Source organism: Acinetobacter sp. 826659 (assembly GCF_000588515.1).
GTDB lineage: Bacteria > Pseudomonadota > Gammaproteobacteria > Pseudomonadales > Moraxellaceae > Acinetobacter > Acinetobacter pittii.
In genome coordinates this window covers 1-23,582 of sequence record NZ_JFYD01000004.1, presented here as the reverse complement: position 1 = coordinate 23,582, position 23,582 = coordinate 1, and the positions used below count along the sequence as shown (strand labels likewise).

The window sequence follows — 23,582 nt, the reverse complement described above, 5'->3', positions numbered from 1 at the left end:
ATATTCGACCTATGAAAAAAGCTACTCAGTCCAAAGCGTGGACAACGGTTCAAATTGCACGTCATCCTGATCGTCCGCAGTTTCTAGATTATGTCGGTGAAATGTTTACAGAGTTTGATGCCTTGCATGGTGATCGTTTGTTTGGTGACGATGGTGCGATGGTAGGTGGTCTTGCTCGTTTTGATGGTCAACCTGTGATGGTTATTGGTCAACACCGTGGTCGTAGTACCCGTGAAAAATTAAAGCACAACTTCGGTATGGCTAACCCAGAAGGTTACCGTAAATCTCAACGCCTATTAGATATGGCAGAGCGCTTTAACCTTCCGGTCTTCACATTTATTGATACTATGGGTGCTTATCCAGGTGTTGGTGCTGAAGAGCGTGGACAAGCTGAAGCAATTGCAACTAGCCTTGCTCAACTTTCAAGTTTGAAAGTTCCTGTTGTCGCAACAGTACTTGGTGAAGGCGGTTCTGGTGGTGCTTTAGGTATTGGTGTTGCTGACCGAGTAATTATGTTGTCGCATAGTATTTATTCTGTGATTTCACCAGAAGGCTGTGCATCTATTTTATGGAAAACTGCTGAAAAAGCGGCTCAAGCAAGTGAAGCTTTAGGTTTGACTGCAGATAAATTACAATCTCTAGGTATTGTTGAATATGTAGTAGATGAAGGCGAAGGTGCTCATTTAGACCCTGAGCAAGTTATGCAAAACCTAAAAGTAGTTTTGAAGCAAGCTTTGGATGAGTTGCTACCAATGGATGCAAATGAACGATGCGAAGCACGTTATCAACGTTTAATGAAGTTTGGCAGCGAAAATTTAGGCATTGCGTCTTAAAACAGGCTCAAGAGTTTTCAGAAAATAGTACTTTCCTTATTGGATGTAGTGGCGGCATGGATTCAATGCTGCTGCTACATTTGATGTCTCAAATTTTCCCTCATAAGATCCGAATAATTTACATAGATCATCAACTGCAATCAAAAAGTGCAGAGTGGGGCGAACTCGTTGCTAAACAAGCGAGTCTTTTAAATATTCCTTATACCATTCAAAAAGTTCAAGTTACTGAGGGTAATTTGGAAGCGCAAGCACGTCAGGCACGTTATCACGCTTATCTACAACATTTGCAAGCCAACGAAATTTTAGTGCTCGCTCATCATCAGCAAGATCAGGCTGAAACGGTAATATTGCGTTTATTGTCGGGTGCAGGGGTTGATGGGCTTGCTGCTATGCAGTCTATTGATCATCGTGTTGATATGACAATTTGGCGCCCTTTTTTGGATTTAACCCGTGAGCAGATTGCCGAGTGGACTACTCAACTTGAGATTGAGTATGTAGATGATCCTACAAATTACGATATCCATTATGATCGGGCATGGTCGCGTGAAGAACTTTGGCCCTTCTTACAAAACCGTTTTCCAAAAATGCAGCAAGCACTTAGTCGTACTAGCTATTTGATGCAAGATGCTTCTGAAATTTTAGAAGAAGTTTTAAAAGCTGATTTGCAAAATTGTGGTACGGACGAATGTTTGGATTTAACTCAGCTATTAGAACTATCTTCTGCTCGACAGCGTCAATTGCTTTCGGTTTGGATGAAAGGTGATGGGCAATATCGCCCTGCATTTGAAATGGTTGAGCGGTTAAAAAATGAAGTAATTGATTCAAAGTCTGATGCACAAGCGGCATTACATTGGAACCAGTTTTACTATGTCCGTTATCAACATCATCTTTATAGATTGAGTCGACAAGTTTTTCTTGCTGAAAAATTAAACCCAGTTGAAACCGAGATGGAGTATTGTTTTCAACTAGGGGAAATAGTGGAATGCGCTTCAGGACAATTTCAAATTACTCAAAAAAATATGGGTTTGTCTGCATCTTTATTAAATAAAAAATTAAAAATTATTCGACGCCAAGGTGGTGAAAAGGTCCATTTATATGGTCGTGTTGGGCAATGGCCACTAAAAAAAGCAATTCAAGAAGCACATATTTTGCCTTGGCTTCGTCATACAATTCAAATATTAGTCATAGATAATGTTATGCTTGGGGTTTTTACACCGAAAGGATTTTGGTTGGCTCAGTCTCCGTATTGTGAGCAAGGAGGATGGCAACCAGATTTAATTTCTTATTCTTGTAATCTGGTAAATGGCGAAGATGGTTATGACAAGTGCAGTAAATAGTAATATCTGTTTTATTGGTGGTGGTAATATGGCCCAAGCTTTGATTGGTGGGCTCATTTCAAGAGGTTTACCGCCAACACGTATTACCGTTTCAGATCCTGTTGAGCAAATCCGCCAACTATTGCAAGAAAAAGAAGTCCATGTGACACAAGATAATGTAGCTGCAATTAAAAATGCTGATGTCGTTGTACTGGCAGTAAAACCACAAGTTTTGGCGACTGTTTTACGTCCTTTAAAAGGACTGTTATCAGATAAATTGGTTATTTCAATTATTGCTGGTGCTGAAATCCAAACGATATCAAACTTAATTGATAGCAATCGAATTGTTCGAGTTATGCCAAATACGCCAGCTCTAGTTCAGACGGGTGCACATGGTATCTATGCAAATGATGTAGTAGGTACTTCGGATCGTGAATTAACAAGTCAGATTTTAGCAGCCACAGGCTTAACAATTTGGGTAAACTCCGAAGCTCAAATTGATGCGGTAACAGCGGTTTCTGGCTCAGGTCCTGCATATTTCTTCTACCTCATGGAAAGTATGATCCGTGCGGGTAAAAATTTAGGACTTGATGAAAAAGTTGCAACTGCGTTGACTCTTCAAACGGCATTAGGTGCAGCTCAAATGGCAATTACGAGTTCAAACACTCCTTCTGAACTTCGTAAGAATGTGACATCGCCAAATGGCACAACTCAAGCTGCACTTGAAGTTTTTGACCGTGCACAAATCTCCCAAAATATTCAATCTGCATTGGCTGCTGCACAGAAGCGTAGTCAAGAATTGGCTCAAGAATTGAGTGACAGTGCGAAATAGCTTAAATAGGATAAGACAACTATGGGTGCAAATTCTGCGCTAATTTTTGGAATTTTAATTAATGTCGCGATTTTATTGGTCTTTTTCCGTTTTTTAATGCAATTGGCGGCAGTAAGTCCTTATAATCCTGTGGTTTTATCGACCGTAAAGGCGACTAAAATTGTTGATATTTTTGGCCGAATTTTTCCGACGGTCGCAAAAGGCCGATTTAATTTAGCTGCTTTGGTTCTTTTAATTATTTTATATTTGCTGAAAATTTTTGGCGTGATGTATCTTTCTGGTTCTATGCCAAATAGTCCGGTTCACTTAGTGATTCTGACATTTGTGACGATGATTCAGGACCTAATTCGTTTCTGCCGTTATTTAATTTTCGCGACAATTATTTTGAGTTGGGTGGTTATGTTCACTCAATCGCGTTCACCTTATATTGAAGTGATTCAAGATTTAGCTGAACCATTACTCGCGCCTTTCCGTCGTTTATTGCCTAATATGGGAATGATTGACTTATCTCCAATTTTGGCGTTTTTGGCGCTTTATATTGCCGAGATATTAATGAATGAAGTTGCAAAAGTTCTTTTAACGGGGCTTTAAGCTAACGCAAAAAAAGGGCTGTTAATACAGCCCTTTTTTTATTTCTACTAATTAATGGGCATCATCCCAGTTTTGCCCTTGCCCAACTTCAACAACTAAAGGCACAGAAATTTTTACTACAGATTCCATGACAGTCGCGATTTGCTTAGAGAGCTCTTCGGCAATGTTTTGATCTGCTTCAAATACTAATTCATCGTGTACTTGCAGTAGTAGTTTGGCTTGATCTTTTGGCAAGATTTTATCGACTTCAATCATTGCGAGTTTAATGATATCAGCAGCACTACCTTGTAACGGTGCATTAATTGCAGCACGTTCGGCAGCCTTACGTACCATTACATTTCGTGCATCAATATCAGGTGTATAAAGACGACGACCTAAAATAGTTTCAACAAAGCCTTGTTCCGATGCTACTTGGCGGGTACGTTGCATGTATTCGTAAATGCCAGGATAGCGCTGGAAGTATTGTTTGATATAGTTCTGTGACTCTTGACGTGTGAAACCTAACTGACGAATTAAACCAAACTCAGACATACCATACAGTAGACCAAAGTTTACTGCCTTAGCTTGACGACGTTGATCATTGGTCACATCTTCAATTGCAATGCCCAATACTTCTGCCGCAGTACGGCGGTGAACGTCTTGTCCATGCTGGAATGCGTGTACTAATGCTTCATCTTGAGAAAAATGAGCCATTAAACGTAATTCAATTTGCGAGTAATCGGCAGCCAATAGTACTCGGCCTTCTGGCGCAATGAATGCTTTACGAATTTGACGCCCAATTTGTCTACGAATTGGAATATTTTGTAAGTTAGGATCTGAAGAGGAGAGGCGACCTGTTGCTGTGAGCGCTTGGTGATAACTCGTATGTACACGATGCGTATCGTTATGAGATTGCTCAACTAGACGATCAGTATAGGTACTTTTCAGCTTTGCTAAACCGCGATGCTCTAGAATAATTTCCGCTAAAGGATGTTCAATTTTTTCTAAAACACTTTCACTCGTGCTGTATTGTCCAGTTGCAGTTTTTTTACCGCCTTTGATTCCTAATTTATCAAATAGTATTTCGCCTACTTGTTTAGGAGATGCAATATTAAAAGTTTCATCTGCAATTTCCATCGCCTGGTTTTCAAGCCCTTCCATCGTTTTTGCAAATTCAACGCTTAATTTATCTAAGAAGGCATGATCTAGACGAATACCATCTTCTTCCATACCCGATAAAATACGGGCAACTGGCATTTCGATGTTATATAAAATATTTTCTAGCTCAGGAAATGGCTTAAGTTTGTTTGAAAGCACTTCATACAAACGATAAGTCACATGAGCATCTTCTGCAGCATAGTGAGCAGCAATTTCAATCTCAATTTGATTAAACGTTTTTTGTTTAGCACCCTTACCAGCAATTTGTTCAAAAGTGGTGGTTAAGTGGCTTAAGTAGACACGAGCTACATCATCCATGCCGTGACGAGTTGCTGCTGCATTCAATACATAAGATGCAAGCATGCTATCGAAATACCAGCCTTTAAGTTCTATGCCATGATTGGCAAAGATATGCGCATCATATTTAAGGTGATGCCCAATTTTTTTAACTGCTTCATTTTCTAGCACAGGCTTAATTTGAGCCAGAATTTGGTCACGATCCAGTTGCTGCGGCGCATTTTCATAATCATGCGCTAATGGAACATAGTAGGCATCTTTCGCATCAAATGCGATTGAAAAGCCAACCATCTCGGCAATACGGTAGTCCAGACTTGTAGTTTCTGTATCAATAGCAAAATGATCGGCATTTTGCATGCGTTGCCAGAGCTGATCCCATGCTTCTTGGGTTAAAACAGTGTGATAATTTGCAGTTCCAAGCTGGTCATCTTGACTAGTTAAGCTTGCTTGATCTTCGGTTTCTATAGATTCAGCAGGTTTAACTTCATTTTGAACAACAGTCTGTGAAGCTTGTTGTTTATAGCTTGAGCTATTTGGATTGTTTGGATGATCAAGTGACTGTAATTGGTTTCTAAACTCAAGCTCAGTATAAAGATTACGTAGAGCCTCTACATTTGGATCAGTAAGCTTTAACTCATGCCAATCGAGTTCTAAAGGAAGATCACAGACGATACTAGCTAACTGGTGGTCAAGCTTAATATTGTCTAAGTTATCTTTAATATTTTGGCTAAGTTTGCCTTTAAGTTGGTCTGCATTGGCAATAATATTGTCTAAAGTGCCATATTCAGTTAGTAACTTAGCTGCTGTTTTTGCACCTACGCCAGGTACACCCATGATGCCATCAGACGCATCGCCCATAAGGGTTAAGTAATCGATAATTTGATTTGGCCAAACACCAAATTTTTCAAATACCCCGTCGGTATCCATTACGCGGTCTTTAAAGCTATCTTCAAGTTTTACATGATCATTGACGAGCTGAGCCATGTCTTTATCACCGGTTGAGATAAGTACATGGTGGCCTTCGAGTACGGCACGTTTAGCGAGTGTACCGATAATGTCATCTGCCTCTGCACCCGGAAGACTATATAAAGGAATCCCCTGAGCTTTAATCAATGCATGCAAATATGGAATCTGTTGAGATAACTCTTCCGGCATGGTAGGGCGATCACCTTTATAAATAGGTGAAAGCTTGTGGCGGAAAGTTGGCTCAGGCGTATCAAAAATGACAGCCATATGTGTTGGTTGCATACGGCGCATTAATTTTTGAATGGCAGAAATTGCCCCACGTATTGCATTGGTATGTAACCCTGTAGAGGTCGTCAATGGTGGTAATGCATGATATGCACGAAATAAAAAATAGGACCCATCAACCAAGACAAATGGTGGCATTGAACAATTCCTTAATCTGAATTACGGGTATTTTACGTGAAAACGGCTATGAATGCAGGTTTATGATTTTTGCAGTATTTTGTATGTATAAATATACGCTTGTATTGGCTTGAAGTAAGATGACCTGTAATGAAGGTGTCATATTGCTAAGCCCATGTATAAAAAAGACAAACAGGGAATGATCATTGTTTTGATCGCTTTGACTTTGTTTTTAGCCATTTCAATTGGTTTTAAATTTCAGAGTGCTGTTATTGCTTTATCTATTGCACTTACTGTCATTCTAGTTCAATTACTGTCAAATCTGCATGAGCGTTTAACTCATTTAGAACAGCAGTTTTCTCGGCAGAAAACGCCACTTTATTCTATTCACATGCAAAGAACAGTGATTTATGCAGCAGCCTTGGTTGCATTAGTTGCTTATATCAATCATTGGATGTGGATTGCTGGTGGGGCTTTACTGGTTTTATTGCTATGTTTGATTCAAACCATCAGTGCATTTCATACTCGACTATTATACCTCGAGTCAGCAAAACAAACTGTTCATGTAAATGAGACCATACAAACAGAAGTTATAAATCCTGTAATAGAACAAGTTAGTTCCAATAATACAGACACGCTAGTCCCAGCGGGAACGGCACCTTTAAATCAAACAGAACAATCAGCACATGTTCAGACCGCATGGTGGCAACCAGCCGTAGATTGGATGATTCATGGTAATCCAATCTTAAGAGTTGCTGTTGCTGTGCTTATGGTTGGGGTCGTGTTGCTATTACGTTTTGCAAGCGAGCATTGGCAACTTAGTTTAGGTGTGAAACTTGGATTTATTGCGATTGCTGGAGGTGTGTTAACGGCATTTGGGTATACATTGCAAAAGAAAAATCAGCTTTTTGCTGTGGCATTGCAAGGTGTCGGGCTGGCTGTTGTATTCCTGACACTTGTGTTCTCACATCATTTTGGTGTAATTGCCAACCTAACTACAGCGAGTATTCTGTTTACGATTTTATTAGCTATTACGGTATTCCTGAGCTTAAAACAAAAAGCTATTTATTTGGCAATATTAGCACTTGGTATGGCTTATGCGGCTCCTTTAGTTATTCCGCAATATCGCCCTGATGTAACTTTCTTATTTAGCTACTACTTAGTAATTAACTTAGCAGTTGCTGCGGTTAATTTTATTCAGCCTTGGAAAATCTTAAATCAAATAGCTTTTTTTGCCACAATGTTTATTGGTGGTAGTGCAATCGCATTTTATGCAGAACCCGCAAAATTTAATACATTAGACTGGATTTTGTGGTGCCATATCGCACTGTTTATTTGGCTTAGTGTTCGTTATAGCCAAAATATATCTCGGACGTCAGCAAGTGAAAAACAAGAAGGGATTCGTTTACCTCCGCTCTTAGATGTTGGTCTTATTTTTAGTGTGCCAGTACTGGGCTTTACCCTTCATGCCTACTTAGTACATGAGTCTACACAAGCATTGACGATTGGTGCAGCCGTCTTGGCAGGTACCTATGCAGTATTAACGTTCTGGATTAAAAAAACTCATCCACAGCTTTCGGTCCTTGCAAAAAGCTTTTTCATTCTCGCGGTTGCGTTTTTTGCCTTAATTTTCCCGCTTGCAAAAGGAGCACATTGGACAGCAATTGGTTGGGTTGCTCAAGGTACGGCTTTAATTGTGTGGGGAGTAACTGAGCGCTACCGTTTAAGCCGATATATTGGTGTAGTTTTAGTTTTACTTAGCTCTATTGCACTGTTTTATCAGGTGTGGGCAAATGAAGAGTTCCCAACGCTAAGCACAAGCATCTATGCAATTGCCCAATTTATTTCTGCCTTTTATTTATTGCAATACAACAGTAAAGAGCAACGCTATTTTAGCGCAAGCATGTTTAGTGGCATTTTCTTGTGTTTAGGAATGTATGCGGGTGCTGTAGCTGGTGTAGAAATCATGGCATGGCATCATCATGCTTTGAGTCCATATTTGATGTTCGCCGTAGTTCTAATCGCAATATTTAGCGCAGTTGTTCACTATAAACTTCGTGTGCAATGGCAAAGTTTGCAGTTAATTTTAATTAGCCTGTTACTGTTGTTAGTTTTGGGTGAAGCGTTTGCGAGTCAAATGTTTACGTTGTTTAAATGGGTAGACTCATTACAACAAACTACTTTCTTAGTCGCTACCATTATTCTTGGCAGCTTATTTATTATGGCTCAACCGCAGTCGGATGAGTCTGGGTACTTAAATGTCTGGGCTGGTTTAAGCTGGTTGGCGTTAGCAGTAGTTGGTTTGGCGATCTTTCCAAAAATGCCAGTTGTTGCTCTGGCTTTTATCCCTGTAGTTTATTCGCTTTGGGCGTATAAGGCTCATAAAACTGCATTGTTGCATCAAATTCCGGTTTGGTGTTTAAGCTTAATTTGGTTGCTAGTTGTGAGCGTTGATCGCCACTCTGCTGAGTACCTTTATTTTGTTCCTTTATTTAACTTAACTGATTTTCTTTCTATTGTAGTATTTGCAGGTCTGCTCTTTATTATTTATCAACATGCTTTTGATCAAGATAAATCACTGGAGTGGACTTTTAAAATTACAACAATTTTAGCTGGGTTGTTGGTATTCAGTAGTGTGGTTGTTAGGGGCTTACATCATTACTGGGGAACACCACTATGGAGCTTAGCAATTTGGACGAATGGTGAAGTGCAGTTAAGTTTGACATTACTTTGGGTTATTTTGGCATTTGTATTAACTACATTCTAAAGCCGTAAAATGATTCGTCAACTTTGGTTTGTAGGTGCTGCACTTTTAGGTATTGTGGTATTAAAGTTGATTTTGCTTGATCTATCACAAAGTGCGACATTAACTCGAGTCATTTCGTTTATTGGAGCAGGTGGAGTAATGTTAATTATTGCTTATCTTGCGCCATTACCCCCGTCATCTAACGCACAGAAGAATCAAGAGCCTAAGCTTTAGGCTCTCGTTTTAATTCTTTTTGATTGCTATATTGATCGATATCGTCTTCAGCAAAACCGGTAGACGGTCGATCAATCAAGCCCATTTTAGGAACAGGAATTTCAATTCGGTTATCTAAGAATCCATTTCGGATTCGTTCTTGCATTTCATCCCGAACTTTTAAAGAGTTCTCTTGTCGACACCACATCGTGAATAAAAGCTCAATTGATGATTCCCTGAATGCGGTAACCGTAACCGCAGGTTTGGGATCATCCAGTACAAGTGGATAATGAGCTGCTACATTCAGTAGAACTTCACGTACTTTAATAATATCTTCGTGAAAGTTAATTGCTAAAGTAATTGGAATACGTCGTATCGGATATTTAGATAAGTTGTGTACAGGCGCACGAATGAGTTGTTCGTTCGGTAAACGAATATAGACATTGTCGAGTGTAAGTAATTTTACCGAAAGCAAATCAATTGAGATGACTTCACCTTCAATTGTATTACCACGAATGAGAGTAATTTGGATCGTATCACCGACTTCAAATGAACCTTCACCAATCAAAAATAAACCACTAATCAAGTTACTGGCAGATGTTTGCGATGCAAAACCGAGTGCTACAGTTAAAATCCCTGCTGCACCGAGGAATACACTAAGTTTGAACCCAGCTTCTTTCAAACTCGTCATGATGAAGAGTAAAAAAATAAAATAAAAAATACCACGGCGCCATACAAGGCGTTGGTGAGCATTAAAACGTGAGCCAATGGTTCTAATAAACGTATTCGAAATAATACGAGCAAGAACAAAGCCAATGAAACACAGTACAACAGCGACTAAAATTTCACTAATACGTTCGGTATTGATATTGGTAAATATGCTTTTGAGGCTATCAGCGATATCTTTTGGAATATTTGAATCAGCCATATAAACCTCTTAAAAGAATGAATCAAACATATTGAATAATGCTCCACCAGGTGAACGTGGTGGGTGAACATAGGTCACTTCACCAGCAAGCGGGGGCGTACGGTTTTCAATACGAATACGTGCCGGACGATCAGAACCCTCATAATAAACTTTAATTTGAGAAGTCCATAAACGACCAGTACTTTCACTATAAAAAAGAGGTAGAGCAGTAACTGGCACATTCATACGATCAAAGCGTAATTGATGATTACTTGTGTTGTGAAAGTCGATTGGAGTAACAGCACGGAAAGCGCGTGGTGTTAATAGATTCAAATCAGTACGGCCATCCACGGAAGTGGCATAACAGATTTCTCCTTGCTGCGCATTAGGACCAAACCACGTATCTTTAGGCTGAATCACAGGAATCTCAAACAAAGGTTCATGCTGACTTTCAACTAAGCCTGCAATCCATAATGGTGTGCTGATATATAGAGTCCCACGTTGACCTGCTGGAATGTAAATAGGATCAACAGGTTTAATGACCACAGAACGATCTGCCAGACGTGGCATCAGTAAAAATTCTGGATTGGTCTTTCGAAACATGTAACGTTCTACTTGAACCGTATGCGGAAAGGCAAAATGTGGATCGGCAATTGGGTGCCAATCTTGTTCATTATCATCTTGGAGAGATGGACGATAATATTCGATGCGCCATTCTTTTATGCCACGTGTTAAACGAAAGAGCATTGAACCGAATTGCCATGCTTTGGACTGGTTAATTTCAAAGTGCTGTTCACCCCACCATTTTAAAGAATTCTGGGGGTGAGGCTGATATTCATTATTTTCAAACAAGACGCAAAATTCCTCTACCGAGTTGTTAAACAGACTTCACGCTGTAATCTGCTTAGAGTACACTCAAAATCATCTTACTCATCATTATAAATTGTGATGCAAATATTGAAACAAATACAAGTTCCATATAGTTTTGCCAAGCGTCATGGTGTTTTATTTCGTTATGACGGTGATCAGGTATTTATTATTAGACGTCAAAACACTGAAAAAATTGCATTACAGGAAGCAAGACGCATCTTGGGTAAGCCAGCTCATTATCAATTATGTACTGAACAAGAATTTAATACGCTCTTAAGTACGAGTTATGCAGGTGATACAGGGGAGTCACAACAAGTTGCAGCTGGTTTAGAAGATCATCCGGACTTATTGAGTTTGGCCGACCAGGTTCCCGAAACAGAAGATTTGATGGACCAAGAAGATGACGCACCTATTGTTCGTCTGATCAATGCACTTCTCTCTGAAGCAATTCGAGTAGGGGCTTCGGATATTCATATTGAAGCTTTTGAAAAGAAATTATCTGTACGATTGCGGGTAGATGGACAATTACGTGAGATTGTACAACCACGCCGTGAGTTGGCGCCTTTACTAGTCTCGCGTATTAAAGTTATGGCGAAGCTCGATATTGCTGAAAAACGTGTACCACAAGATGGTCGTATTTCTTTACGTCTTGCTGGTCGTGAAGTGGATGTGCGTGTTTCAACTTTGCCATCGTCACATGGTGAAAGGGTCGTTATGCGTTTGCTTGATAAACAAGCGGGCCGACTCAACATGACTCACTTGGGTTTAATGGCTAATGACTATGAGCGTTTAACTCAGTTAGTGCATCGTCCTCACGGTATTATTTTGGTCACAGGGCCTACTGGTTCGGGGAAAACGACCACCTTATACGCAGCCTTATCTGATCTAAACGACAATACCCGTAATATCTTAACTGCTGAAGATCCAATCGAATATCAACTCGAAGGCATTGGTCAAACTCAAGTGAATACCAAAGTGGATATGACATTTGCTCGGGCTTTAAAAGCAATGTTACGTCAAGATCCTGATGTGGTGATGGTGGGGGAGATTCGTGATTTAGAAACTGCTGAAATTGCGGTTCAAGCATCTTTAACAGGCCATTTGGTTTTATCGACACTACATACCAATACCGCTATTGGTGCAGTTACTCGTCTTAAAGATATGGGGATTGAACCCTTCTTGTTATCAAGCTCTTTAATTGGGGTGATTGCTCAACGTTTGGTTCGTACTTTATGTCCACATTGTATGACATGGCGTGAAGCCGATACTTTTGAGAAACAGGTTTTTCAGCATATTCATAATGAACCGTTGTTGCAGTTACCTGAAGCCAAAGGGTGCGATCATTGCTCACATTTAGGTTTTAATGGACGTACAGCGATTTATGAAATCGTACCAGTTGATGAACCCATGCGCCGTCTGATTCATGGTAACGCAGCTGAATATGAATTAGAAAATCATGCTCGTGAGTATTCAGGTTCTATTCGTGACGATGGTTTGCGCAAAGTACTTACAGGTAAAACTACACTCGAAGAAGTACTTCGCGTAACCAATGAGGCAAGTGAAGCATAATATTTAAGATGTAAAAAATGCCCGATTTGATTCGGGCATTTTTTAAAAATCAAAACTTATTCAGTCACAATATTAAACGTCACATCAATATTATTGCGAGTTGCATTTGAATATGGGCAAACAATATGAGCTGCTGCAACTAACTTTTCAGCTTCTTCACGATCCATACCCACTAAGTAAACATTTAAAGTCGCTTCGATGCTAAAACCTGTAGGAATTGGACCAATACCTACTTCACCTTCTACATAAGCGTCTTTGCTAATGTTAAATTTATCGCGGTTTGCAACAAATTTTAAAGCACCTAAAAAGCATGCTGAATAACCAGCTGCGAATAGTTGCTCTGGATTTGTTACAGCACCACCAGCGCCACCCATTTCTTTAGGTACACCAAGTTGTACATCTAATACGCCGTCTGATGAAGTCGCACGGCCATCACGACCACCGGTTGCTTTAGCTTTTGCACGATAAACAACTTTTTCTAATGACATCGTTTTTATTCCTAAAATAAATTGAATACAAATATATCGTACACGACATAATTATTTTGACAAGTATATTTTTTAAAAAAATTGCTGTTTATTTGACTAAGTTTGTACGGAGTTTAGTAAGTTGATCTTTAAGGCCTAGTAGTGTTGTCATATCACATGAACTTGCTTCTAATACGCCTGATGGAATATGGATTGCTTGATCTTTTAATTTTTTTCCTTCATCACTTAGCGTAATAATCACTTGTCTCTCATCTTGAGTTGAACGGATACGATGAAGTAAATGCGAGGCTTCTAACTTTTTCAAGATAGGAGTGAGGGTAGATGATTCTAAAAAAAGTTTAGCTCCAATTTCTGAAACAGTCACTTCATCCTGCTCCCATAACACTAACATCACTAAATATTGGGGATAGGTAATGCCCAAAGGTGCTAGAAGTTTTCTGTAGAGTTGATTAAGCGCTAAATTCGTTGAATAAATGAGGAAACATAATTGATTCTCAAGCTTTAAGTTTTGACAGTCTTGGTCCATATCTTCCTCAAAGAAACTAGTATTGCTTTTGTAGTATATCGCGTTCTATTCAGTTTCTTAAATGTTCATAAGAATAGGTTATGAATAAAGTAAATTAAGGGATATAAAAAATGGAATAATTACATCAATTATTCCATAAGATAAAAATATTCTAGATGAAAGTGTTTACCACAAATCTGCAATCTTTTTCATTAAACGCGCACGATACTTCGCAGTAGGATTATTTGCATTGCGTTGCTGCTCTTGTTCATAAAAATCTTGCCATGCAGTAATCATTTCAAGCGTAGTTCCTTGTTTTTTAATTACAGAAACATCTGCTGGCTGAATATTTTCTAAACGTTGTCTTGCACCTTCTGCGCCTGTACCCCAGCCAATAATTCTTTGGCCAAAAGCGGGCAAGGGGATATTTTTAGGAGTTGCTGGAAGAATATCTGAGTTGAGCTGTGCAGCAGGCGAAACAAAATGGTTTGTTGTACCAAACTCTGCATAACAATGAATATTTGCCCCCAAGCAAAAAATGCTAAATAAGTATTTCCACATGAATAATTAAACTTTTAATAATGAATCAATTTACGGTGAGTCATCAGAGGCATTGAAGAGCGGACGAGTTCTTGTGCTGTTAAATCAAAGGGTACAGTGATTAAACCACTCCCTTCATATCCAATCATACTTAAAATTTGGCCACGACTATCTGTTGCCCCAGAGTGTCCCCAGGTTTGTCGTTTTTCACCATGCCAGCCCTGTTGTGCTGCGCCTAAAACATAACATTGGCTATCCATTGCCCGAGCTTGTAGCAAAAGCTGCCAGTGCATTTGTCCAGTTGTATAAGTAAATGCAGCAGGAGCAGTAAGAATATGAGCGCCTTGTTGTCTCAGAGTTAGAGCAAGCTCTGGAAAACGTAAGTCATAACATACCATTAAGCCAATATTGCCAAAAGGGGTAGATGTGACTACTACGTCTGTTCCAGGTTCAAAGAAAAGAGACTCTTGATAACCACCGACAGCATCACCCACTTGTACATCAAATAAATGGATCTTGTCATAACGTGCTTCTGTGCGCTCAGGGCTAATACAAAGACTAACCGTCCGGACTCGACCATCTTGAATAGTAGATCCATCTGGACGAAATGGGCATGGTAAGGTACCGGCCACAATCCAGATTTGATATTGATGTGCTAGCTTCTCAAGCCGTTGTTGAATAGACTCAAATTGCTCAGCTGTTTCGCGTTGTTTTCCAGCTGCAAAACATACAAAGTTTTCGGGGAAAACAATCAGGCTAGCATTTTGCGCCTTACTTTGTTGAATCAACGACTCAATGACTTGAAAATTATTTTCAATATCATCTTGAGAGTTCATTTGAGCAACAGAAATAAGGGTCATATTCTAATCCAGCTTAATGATTAAAGTCAGGCATTTTGCTTATCTGATACCTGTTCAAGCGTATCTTGTTCTTTCTGTAACTGCTTAACAAGTGGCTCAAACATGTTCTGATTGTTTGCATTGAGTTTCATCAATGTCTTATGTGCATCCAGAACTGTTCTTAGCATTGCATTATGAGTGATCTGTTCATCAGTTAACGTTAATGTGCAAACGTTAGGATCGCCACAGTAATTCAAAATGACAAAAACCTGCCCTAGCCCCATACTGTTGGCTAAGGTTGTGATATCTGGATTGGTAGATAGCATCACAGCTTGAATATGATGAGTTTGTTTAAGCTTTAAACCTAGCTTAGCCAGGATGCCTAACACCGTACTATCAATAAATGTTGTTTGGGTTAAATCAACGATTGCACCAACAACATTCTCTTGCTGTTCAATTCTGTTTAAAAGTTTGTCTAGACTTATACAAGAATGGGCTCGCACTTCACCAATAAGTTTGAAAATATGCGTTCCATTTAAACTTGCATATTCAACATGACCTGTTGACATATAAATGCCATTTTCAGAGAAGGATAGAAAAATTATCACATAGTGCCATCGCAGACTCAAGAGTCCTTAAGTCGTATATTATGTAATTAATTGATTCGTAAATTAATTCATTCGACAAAGACTGAAAATGGCAATGTCATCAGCCACATGATCGGGTGCTTGGAATGATTGATTTTGCAAATGATGAACCAATTGTTGGAACTGATCATTTAACCCACCATCAAAAGGTTCAAGTGCTCCATCTGAGCAAACAATGAAACGTGCTTGGTGATTTAATGTACAAACATGCTCTTCAACTTCGAGTTCATCAGTCAAGCCTAATGGGAAGCTACTTGTTGTTAGAATTTTGGGAGCTTGATTGGGTTCAAAAATGATAGGAGGAGGGTAGTGCCCAGCACTTGACCAACGAAGTGTATGTGTTTCAAGGTTTAAAATACCCACCACAATCGTAATGTGCTTTTCAATATTCTCTTGAACCAACATTCCATTTAATTTTTTTATTAATTGTCTTGGGGTTTTAGAGCGGCCATGGAAAGCTGCCATCCATGATGTTAATAAACTACTGGTTACACCATGTCCTGAAACATCGGCAAGATAAAATAAAACTTCCTTATCATTTAATTTCCAGTAGTCATACCAATCACCGGAGAGATAAGCTGAGGGTTGGAAGAAAGTTTCGACTTGATAATTTAATAAATCAATTGGATTAGGCAGTAATCGTTTTTGCAGTTCAGCAGCCGAAGGTAAGTCACGACTATCTTGGTTACGCTTATATTGAGCATCAATTCTTGATAATGCTTTATTTAAATCGTTAGGTAGTTGATTCCATACCCAACCTGCAAGAGCACCCGCTTCCCAAGCTTGAGCTAAAGCGCTACCTTCATGTTCAAAAGCAATGACAATCGTTGGTAAATTCCATTTATATGTCAGGAAATCTTGTACATCTGCTATTGCAATGATGGTTGGATCATATAAATCTAAATCATCTATGTTAATGACTTGTAAGCCTGGCAATTTATCCAAAGCTTGCTCTAAATAAGGGATAGAGCGTGTCGGTTTAATAAAATACATAGAAGAGATGGTAGTCCTTTTATATGATCACTTTATTCATCATAGAGTATGTATGATCAAAATCAAGGTATTGCCGAACTCTTAATCCGAGCAATACCTCGATTTCATCTTTTAAGGGTTTTGATTCTCATCTGGCGTATCTTCTGAGTCATCATCAATGAAAGATACATCAGCTGAGTCACCCTTTTTCTCTGCAATTTGGAATGCTTTACGTTGGAGGTATAAATCTCGAATCATGGCGTATTGATCACCTTGTAAGGTCTGATCTAGATCCAGATATTGAGCGCGCGTATCAACCGCTTGTAACATATTACTTGACCAATAAAGACCCTCTTGATCATCCATAACATATTTTTGTGGACGTGCTTGGGCGTCTACTGCTAAACCAAAACCATCACGTAAGGTACTTGGACCGAAAAAAGGCAACATTAGGAATGGGCCAGACGGAACACCATAGTAACCGAGAGTTACACCAAAATTCTCTTCTTCAGTCGGTAAACCTAAACGGCTGGCAGGGTCAGCTAAACCAAGAGTAGTTAACGTATTAATTGTAAAGCGACCTAGGGTTTTTGCCGCACGACCAGGGCGACCTTGAATAAGCTGGTTAACAGCATTCCAAGGTTCTCCAAGATTTTTACGGAACTGACGATAAGAACCACGTACATCTTCTGGAGTCTTTTCTCTATATTGCACAGCAACTGGACGTAAAAAATTTCGGTCCAACATGTCGTTAAATGAGTAAATTGGACGATTTAATGACTGTAATGGGTCTTTTACAGGATCTGGTTGTGCTGCATTCGCATTAATTTTTAAATCTTTAACTTTAATATTTTTTAAATCTTTAATAATTTGTGAGCGCGTATGAGTCGGTGCTGTTTCTTCTAGTGAGCTAGCATCAGAAGATTCACTTATAGTATTTTCTTGAGCATATAGAGAGGTACAAACACCTACAGATAATACGCTTAGTAAAATTAAATTAGAATAATTCATATAATTCCTTAACCGCCAGCCAGGCTAATACTTAAATGTGCAGTTGGGTGGAGATATGTTTTAATACAAAATTGATAACCTATTATCAATGTAAAATTGATCAAATAATATAGATAAAATGCTAAAAAGCTTAAAAAGTATTCAGTTGATGATATTGATTTAAAAAAAGGGTTGCAAAGGGAATGAGATGGTCTATAATGCACATCCATCGGCGGTGATGCAGATAGAAACTTGTTGAAAAACAGTTACTTGTGATTAAGTTGATTACTTTAAGTGATGAATTTGATGGTAAGTTGGTTTGAGAGATGAGTTTTAAAAATATCGAAATTACCTGTTGACTTTTAAGAGATTAAGAGTAATATAGCCGACCTAGCTTGCTGGTGGCGAACCAGGAAGAAGATCATTAAGAGAATTGAAGAACAACTTGTGTGGATTTTTACTGATTGATTAATCGAAATAATTTTCATTGATTGATTGGTTTAAATTACTCGAAGTTTATTTGAGCGAAATTTAAGTCAGTAATTGATGAGCCAGAATTGGCACCTTGTCTTTAAATAAGGTGCAAAATGATTTTAACTGAAGAGTTTGATCATGGCTCAGATTGAACGCTGGCGGCAGGCTTAACACATGCAAGTCGAGCGGAGAGAGGTAGCTTGCTACTGATCTTAGCGGCGGACGGGTGAGTAATGCTTAGGAATCTGCCTATTAGTGGGGGACAACATTTCGAAAGGAATGCTAATACCGCATACGTCCTACGGGAGAAAGCAGGGGATCTTCGGACCTTGCGCTAATAGATGAGCCTAAGTCGGATTAGCTAGTTGGTGGGGTAAAGGCCTACCAAGGCGACGATCTGTAGCGGGTCTGAGAGGATGATCCGCCACACTGGGACTGAGACACGGCCCAGACTCCTACGGGAGGCAGCAGTGGGGAATATTGGACAATGGGCGCAAGCCTGATCCAGCCATGCCGCGTGTGTGAAGAAGGCCTTATGGTTGTAAAGCACTTTAAGCGAGGAGGAGGCTACTTTAGTTAATACCTAGAGATAGTGGACGTTACTCGCAGAATAAGCACCGGCTAACTCTGTGCCAGCAGCCGCGGTAATACAGAGGGTGCAAGCGTTAATCGGATTTACTGGGCGTAAAGCGCGCGTAGGCGGCTAATTAAGTCAAATGTGAAATCCCCGAGCTTAACTTGGGAATTGCATTCGATACTGGTTAGCTAGAGTGTGGGAGAGGATGGTAGAATTCCAGGTGTAGCGGTGAAATGCGTAGAGATCTGGAGGAATACCGATGGCGAAGGCAGCCATCTGGCCTAACACTGACGCTGAGGTGCGAAAGCATGGGGAGCAAACAGGATTAGATACCCTGGTAGTCCATGCCGTAAACGATGTCTACTAGCCGTTGGGGCCTTTGAGGCTTTAGTGGCGCAGCTAACGCGATAAGTAGACCGCCTGGGGAGTACGGTCGCAAGACTAAAACTCAAATGAATTGACGGGGGCCCGCACAAGCGGTGGAGCATGTGGTTTAATTCGATGCAACGCGAAGAACCTTACCTGGCCTTGACATAGTAAGAACTTTCCAGAGATGGATTGGTGCCTTCGGGAACTTACATACAGGTGCTGCATGGCTGTCGTCAGCTCGTGTCGTGAGATGTTGGGTTAAGTCCCGCAACGAGCGCAACCCTTTTCCTTATTTGCCAGCGAGTAATGTCGGGAACTTTAAGGATACTGCCAGTGACAAACTGGAGGAAGGCGGGGACGACGTCAAGTCATCATGGCCCTTACGGCCAGGGCTACACACGTGCTACAATGGTCGGTACAAAGGGTTGCTACCTAGCGATAGGATGCTAATCTCAAAAAGCCGATCGTAGTCCGGATTGGAGTCTGCAACTCGACTCCATGAAGTCGGAATCGCTAGTAATCGCGGATCAGAATGCCGCGGTGAATACGTTCCCGGGCCTTGTACACACCGCCCGTCACACCATGGGAGTTTGTTGCACCAGAAGTAGCTAGCCTAACTGCAAAGAGGGCGGTTACCACGGTGTGGCCGATGACTGGGGTGAAGTCGTAACAAGGTAGCCGTAGGGGAACCTGCGGCTGGATCACCTCCTTAACGAAAGATTGACGATTGGTAAGAATCCACAACAAGTTGTTCTTCATAGATGTATCTGAGGGTCTGTAGCTCAGTTGGTTAGAGCACACGCTTGATAAGCGTGGGGTCACAAGTTCAAGTCTTGTCAGACCCACCATGACTTTGACTGGTTGAAGTTATAGATAAAAGATACATGACTGATGATGTAAGCTGGGGACTTAGCTTAGTTGGTAGAGCGCCTGCTTTGCACGCAGGAGGTCAGGAGTTCGACTCTCCTAGTCTCCACCAGAACTTAAGAGAAGTTCGGATTACAGAAATTAGTAAATAGAGATTTCGGTCTTGGTTTATTAACTTCTGTGATTTAAGTATCACGGTATTAAGCATGACCTGACGAAGGCGTGTTTATTCATTAACAGATTGGCAAAATTGAGTCTGAAATAAATTGTTCACTCAAGAGTTTAGATTAAGCAATTAATCTAGATGAATTGAGAACTAGCAAATTAACTGAATCAAGCGTTTTGGTATATGAATTTAGATTGAAGCTGTACAGTGTTTAAGTACACAGACAACAGATAGTAGCGATGAAGAATCGCACGGACAACACTCACTTGTAGGTGTTGACGACTGTTTGGGGTTGTATAGTCAAGTAATTAAGTGCATGTGGTGGATGCCTTGGCAGTCAGAGGCGATGAAAGACGTGATAGCCTGCGAAAAGCTCCGGGGAGGCGGCAAATATCCTTTGATCCGGAGATTTCTGAATGGGGGAACCCACCTACTTTAAGGTAGGTATTGCAACATGAATACATAGTGTTGCAAGGCGAACGAGGGGAAGTGAAACATCTCAGTACCCTTAGGAAAAGAAATCAATTGAGATTCCCTCAGTAGCGGCGAGCGAACGGGGATCAGCCCATTAAGTTATGTGTGTTTTAGTGGAACGCTCTGGGAAGTGCGAACGTAGAGGGTGATATTCCCGTACACGAAAGGGCACACATAATGATGACGAGTAGGGCGAGGCACGTGAAACCTTGTCTGAATATGGGGGGACCATCCTCCAAGGCTAAATACTCCTGACTGACCGATAGTGAACCAGTACCGTGAGGGAAAGGCGAAAAGAACCCCTGTGAGGGGAGTGAAATAGATCCTGAAACCGCATGCATACAAGCAGTGGGAGCACCTTCGTGGTGTGACTGCGTACCTTTTGTATAATGGGTCAGCGACTTATATTCAGTAGCAAGGTTAACCGTATAGGGGAGCCGTAGGGAAACCGAGTCTTAATAGGGCGTTTAGTTGCTGGGTATAGACCCGAAACCAGGCGATCTATCCATGAGCAGGTTGAAGGTTGGGTAACACTAACTGGAGGACCGAACCCACTGTCGTTGAAAAGCCAGGGGATGACTTGTGGATAGGGGTGAAAGGCTAATCAAGCCTGGTGATAGCTGGTTCTCCCCGAAAGCTATTTAGGTAGCGCCTCGGACGAATACCATAGGGGGTAGAGCACTGTTTCGGCTAGGGGGTCATCCCGACTTACCAAACCGATGCAAACTCCGAATACCTATGAGTACTATCCGGGAGACAGACTGCGGGTGCTAACGTCCGTAGTCAAGAGGAAAACAATCCAGACCGCCAGCTAAGGCCCCAAAATCATAGTTAAGTGGGAAACGATGTGGGAAGGCATAGACAGCTAGGAGGTTGGCTTAGAAGCAGCCACCCTTTAAAGAAAGCGTAATAGCTCACTAGTCGAGTCGGCCTGCGCGGAAGATGTAACGGGGCTAAAACTATGTGCCGAAGCTGCGGATTTGACATTAGTCAAGTGGTAGGGGAGCGTTCTGTAAGCCGATGAAGGTGTATTGAGAAGTATGCTGGAGGTATCAGAAGTGCGAATGCTGACGTGAGTAACGACAAAACGGGTGAAAAACCCGTTCGCCGAAAGACCAAGGGTTCCAGTCCAACGTTAATCGGGGCTGGGTGAGTCGACCCCTAAGGCGAGGCCGAAAGGCGTAGTCGATGGGAAATTGGTTAATATTCCAATACTTCTGTGTAATGCGATGAGAGGACGGAGAAGGTTAAGTCAGCCTGGCGTTGGTTGTCCAGGTGGAAGGATGTAGGTATGTATCTTAGGCAAATCCGGGGTACTCTATACTGAGATCCGATAGCAAGCTGTACTTGTACAGCGAAGTGGCTGATACCATGCTTCCAGGAAAAGTCTCTAAGCTTCAGTTACACAGGAATCGTACCCGAAACCGACACAGGTGGTCAGGTCGAGTAGACCAAGGCGCTTGAGAGAACTCTGCTGAAGGAACTAGGCAAAATGGTACCGTAACTTCGGGAGAAGGTACGCTGTTGTTGGTGATGGAACTTGCTTCCTGAGCTGACGACAGCCGCAGAAACCAGGCCGCTGCAACTGTTTATTAAAAACATAGCACTCTGCAAACACGAAAGTGGACGTATAGGGTGTGATGCCTGCCCGGTGCTGGAAGGTTAATTGATGGGGTTAGCGTAAGCGAAGCTCTTGATCGAAGCCCCAGTAAACGGCGGCCGTAACTATAACGGTCCTAAGGTAGCGAAATTCCTTGTCGGGTAAGTTCCGACCTGCACGAATGGCATAATGATGGCGGCGCTGTCTCCAGCAGAGGCTCAGTGAAATCGAAATCGCTGTGAAGATGCAGTGTACCCGCGGCTAGACGGAAAGACCCCGTGAACCTTTACTGCAGCTTGACACTGAACTTTGACCTTACTTGTGTAGGATAGGTGGGAGGCTTTGAAGTTGGAACGCTAGTTCCAATGGAGCCGTCCTTGAAATACCACCCTGGTAATGTTGAGGTTCTAACTCTGTCCCGTTATCCGGGACGAGGACCGTGTCTGGTGGGTAGTTTGACTGGGGCGGTCTCCTCCTAAAGAGTAACGGAGGAGTACGAAGGTGCGCTCAGCGTGGTCGGAAATCACGCGTAGAGTATAAAGGCAAAAGCGCGCTTAACTGCGAGACCCACAAGTCGAGCAGGTACGAAAGTAGGTCTTAGTGATCCGGTGGTTCTGTATGGAAGGGCCATCGCTCAACGGATAAAAGGTACTCTGGGGATAACAGGCTGATACCGCCCAAGAGTTCATATCGACGGCGGTGTTTGGCACCTCGATGTCGGCTCATCTCATCCTGGGGCTGAAGCAGGTCCCAAGGGTATGGCTGTTCGCCATTTAAAGAGGTACGCGAGCTGGGTTTAGAACGTCGTGAGACAGTTCGGTCCCTATCTACCGTGGGCGCTGGAAATTTGAGAGGATCTGCTCCTAGTACGAGAGGACCAGAGTGGACGAACCTCTGGTGTACCGGTTGTGACGCCAGTCGCATCGCCGGGTAGCTATGTTCGGAAGGGATAACCGCTGAAAGCATCTAAGCGGGAAGCCTACCTCAAGATAAGATTTCCCTAGGAATTTATTCCTCTAAAGAGCCGTTCGAGACTAGGACGTTGATAGGTTGGATGTGGAAGCATAGTGATATGTGAAGCTGACCAATACTAATTGCTCGTGAGGCTTGACTATACAACACCCAAGCAGTTGTATATGAAGCATCAATCAATTCATAAATATGCAAAGCAACTTGATTTAGTTAAACACTTAGCTAAAATGAACAACGAAAATCAGACCAATCAGCCCATCTGTAAAGATTTGGAAAACGCAACGTATCACACAGTGAATAAAACGAAGCAAGTATCCATAAACAGTTGTGCTGGCGACCATAGCAAGAGTGAACCACCTGATCCCTTCCCGAACTCAGAAGTGAAACCTCTTAGCGCTGATGGTAGTGTGGGGTTACCCATGT

At 41.4% G+C, this 23,582-nt stretch carries 15 protein-coding genes, 2 tRNA genes, 3 rRNA genes and 1 pseudogene; 11 read left to right on the top strand and 10 right to left on the bottom strand.

What is annotated here, in order from left to right; genetic code table 11:
* Positions 1-11 precede the first annotated feature (11 nt).
* From J663_RS09205 to J663_RS09190, 4 genes are read left to right on the top strand one after another with little or no spacing between them, the layout of a single operon-like run.
* Positions 12-833: an acetyl-CoA carboxylase carboxyltransferase subunit alpha gene (locus J663_RS09205; RefSeq protein WP_033849268.1), complete on the top strand. Its 822-nt coding sequence runs from the start codon at positions 12-14 to the stop codon at positions 831-833.
* A complete protein-coding gene (gene tilS / locus J663_RS09200) occupies positions 770-2,170 on the top strand; it encodes a tRNA lysidine(34) synthetase TilS (RefSeq protein ID WP_081404689.1) in 1,401 nt (466 codons plus the stop codon). The genes J663_RS09205 and tilS overlap by 64 nt, the downstream gene beginning before the upstream one ends.
* Complete coding sequence (gene proC / locus J663_RS09195; RefSeq protein ID WP_005804294.1) at positions 2,145-2,981, top strand: pyrroline-5-carboxylate reductase; 837 nt, start codon at positions 2,145-2,147, stop codon at positions 2,979-2,981. The genes tilS and proC overlap by 26 nt, the downstream gene beginning before the upstream one ends.
* Positions 2,982-3,002: 21 nt before the next feature.
* Positions 3,003-3,572 carry a YggT family protein gene (locus J663_RS09190; protein WP_000501183.1) on the top strand — a complete coding sequence of 190 codons (570 nt, stop codon included), beginning with the start codon at positions 3,003-3,005 and terminating at the stop codon, positions 3,570-3,572.
* A 51-nt stretch (positions 3,573-3,623) separates the two neighbouring features.
* Here the strand turns inward: J663_RS09190 and polA are convergent, their stop codons facing one another.
* Positions 3,624-6,395, bottom strand: coding sequence for a DNA polymerase I (polA, locus tag J663_RS09185; protein ID WP_033849264.1), 2,772 nt, complete (start codon positions 6,393-6,395; stop codon positions 3,624-3,626).
* 154 nt (positions 6,396-6,549) lie between these two features.
* Between polA and J663_RS09180 the strand changes: the two are divergent.
* Positions 6,550-9,354: pseudogene (locus J663_RS09180) on the top strand (DUF2339 domain-containing protein).
* Here the strand turns inward: J663_RS09180 and J663_RS09175 are convergent.
* Entirely contained in the window at positions 9,344-10,261 is a 918-nt protein-coding gene (locus tag J663_RS09175; RefSeq protein ID WP_005066312.1) for a mechanosensitive ion channel family protein, read from the bottom strand. The pseudogene J663_RS09180 and the gene J663_RS09175 sit on opposite strands and share 11 nt — an antisense overlap.
* 9 nt (positions 10,262-10,270) lie before the next feature.
* Positions 10,271-11,092: a hypothetical protein gene (locus tag J663_RS09170; RefSeq protein ID WP_005804297.1), complete on the bottom strand. Its 822-nt coding sequence runs from the start codon at positions 11,090-11,092 to the stop codon at positions 10,271-10,273.
* 96 nt (positions 11,093-11,188) lie between these two features.
* On the opposite strand from J663_RS09170, the gene gspE reads away from it, so the two are divergent.
* Entirely contained in the window at positions 11,189-12,679 is a 1,491-nt protein-coding gene (gene gspE / locus J663_RS09165; RefSeq protein ID WP_017399932.1) for a type II secretion system ATPase GspE, read from the top strand.
* 56 nt (positions 12,680-12,735) lie between these two features.
* Here the strand turns inward: gspE and J663_RS09160 are convergent, their stop codons facing one another.
* The 7 genes from J663_RS09160 to J663_RS09130 all read right to left on the bottom strand — a co-directional run bounded on the left by J663_RS09160 (position 12,736) and on the right by J663_RS09130 (position 17,681).
* Positions 12,736-13,167: an organic hydroperoxide resistance protein gene (locus J663_RS09160; RefSeq protein ID WP_005066315.1), complete on the bottom strand. Its 432-nt coding sequence runs from the start codon at positions 13,165-13,167 to the stop codon at positions 12,736-12,738.
* Between the two features lie 88 nt (positions 13,168-13,255).
* Positions 13,256-13,693 carry a MarR family winged helix-turn-helix transcriptional regulator gene (locus tag J663_RS09155; RefSeq protein ID WP_033849262.1) on the bottom strand — a complete coding sequence of 146 codons (438 nt, stop codon included), beginning with the start codon at positions 13,691-13,693 and terminating at the stop codon, positions 13,256-13,258.
* Between the two features lie 165 nt (positions 13,694-13,858).
* Positions 13,859-14,233: a DUF4951 domain-containing protein gene (locus tag J663_RS09150; RefSeq protein ID WP_005804300.1), complete on the bottom strand. Its 375-nt coding sequence runs from the start codon at positions 14,231-14,233 to the stop codon at positions 13,859-13,861.
* Between the two features lie 14 nt (positions 14,234-14,247).
* Positions 14,248-15,072, bottom strand: a complete 825-nt coding sequence (locus J663_RS09145) for a carbon-nitrogen hydrolase family protein (RefSeq protein ID WP_033849261.1) — start codon at positions 15,070-15,072, stop codon at positions 14,248-14,250.
* Positions 15,073-15,098: 26 nt separating this feature from the next.
* Positions 15,099-15,620, bottom strand: coding sequence for an anti-anti-sigma factor GigB (gene gigB, locus J663_RS09140; protein ID WP_002117273.1), 522 nt, complete (start codon positions 15,618-15,620; stop codon positions 15,099-15,101).
* A 102-nt stretch (positions 15,621-15,722) separates the two neighbouring features.
* Positions 15,723-16,691 (bottom strand): RsbU family protein phosphatase GigA, encoded by a 969-nt coding sequence (gene gigA, locus J663_RS09135; protein WP_002117221.1) that lies wholly within the window; start codon positions 16,689-16,691, stop codon positions 15,723-15,725.
* A 111-nt stretch (positions 16,692-16,802) separates the two neighbouring features.
* Positions 16,803-17,681, bottom strand: a complete 879-nt coding sequence (locus tag J663_RS09130) for a VacJ family lipoprotein (RefSeq protein WP_016803114.1) — start codon at positions 17,679-17,681, stop codon at positions 16,803-16,805.
* A 573-nt stretch (positions 17,682-18,254) separates the two neighbouring features.
* Here J663_RS09130 and J663_RS09125 point away from each other — a divergent pair.
* The 5 genes from J663_RS09125 to rrf form a co-directional block, all read left to right on the top strand.
* Positions 18,255-19,792 (top strand): 16S ribosomal RNA (locus J663_RS09125).
* Positions 19,793-19,851: 59 nt separating this feature from the next.
* A tRNA-Ile gene (locus J663_RS09120) sits at positions 19,852-19,928 on the top strand.
* Between the two features lie 55 nt (positions 19,929-19,983).
* Positions 19,984-20,059 (top strand) — tRNA-Ala (locus tag J663_RS09115).
* Positions 20,060-20,411: 352 nt separating this feature from the next.
* Positions 20,412-23,302, top strand: a 23S ribosomal RNA gene (locus J663_RS09110).
* 186 nt (positions 23,303-23,488) lie between these two features.
* A 5S ribosomal RNA gene (gene rrf / locus J663_RS09105) occupies positions 23,489-23,582 on the top strand; the annotation flags it as partial.

Excerpts from the sequence above, each read along its gene's own strand:
- tilS (WP_081404689.1), top strand. The coding sequence starts at position 770 with ATGCGAAGCACGTTATCAACGTTTAATGAAGTTTGGCAGCGAAAATTT.
- J663_RS09150 (WP_005804300.1), bottom strand. The coding sequence starts at position 14,233 with ATGTGGAAATACTTATTTAGCATTTTTTGCTTGGGGGCAAATATTCAT.
- gigB (WP_002117273.1), bottom strand. The coding sequence starts at position 15,620 with ATGTCAACAGGTCATGTTGAATATGCAAGTTTAAATGGAACGCATATT.
- proC (WP_005804294.1), top strand. The coding sequence starts at position 2,145 with ATGGTTATGACAAGTGCAGTAAATAGTAATATCTGTTTTATTGGTGGT.
- J663_RS09205 (WP_033849268.1), top strand. The coding sequence starts at position 12 with ATGAAAAAAGCTACTCAGTCCAAAGCGTGGACAACGGTTCAAATTGCA.
- J663_RS09155 (WP_033849262.1), bottom strand. The coding sequence starts at position 13,693 with ATGGACCAAGACTGTCAAAACTTAAAGCTTGAGAATCAATTATGTTTC.
- J663_RS09160 (WP_005066315.1), bottom strand. The coding sequence starts at position 13,167 with ATGTCATTAGAAAAAGTTGTTTATCGTGCAAAAGCTAAAGCAACCGGT.
- J663_RS09130 (WP_016803114.1), bottom strand. The coding sequence starts at position 17,681 with ATGAATTATTCTAATTTAATTTTACTAAGCGTATTATCTGTAGGTGTT.
- J663_RS09175 (WP_005066312.1), bottom strand. The coding sequence starts at position 10,261 with ATGGCTGATTCAAATATTCCAAAAGATATCGCTGATAGCCTCAAAAGC.
- polA (WP_033849264.1), bottom strand. The coding sequence starts at position 6,395 with ATGCCACCATTTGTCTTGGTTGATGGGTCCTATTTTTTATTTCGTGCA.
- gigA (WP_002117221.1), bottom strand. The coding sequence starts at position 16,691 with ATGTATTTTATTAAACCGACACGCTCTATCCCTTATTTAGAGCAAGCT.
- J663_RS09145 (WP_033849261.1), bottom strand. The coding sequence starts at position 15,072 with ATGACCCTTATTTCTGTTGCTCAAATGAACTCTCAAGATGATATTGAA.
- gspE (WP_017399932.1), top strand. The coding sequence starts at position 11,189 with ATGCAAATATTGAAACAAATACAAGTTCCATATAGTTTTGCCAAGCGT.
- J663_RS09190 (WP_000501183.1), top strand. The coding sequence starts at position 3,003 with ATGGGTGCAAATTCTGCGCTAATTTTTGGAATTTTAATTAATGTCGCG.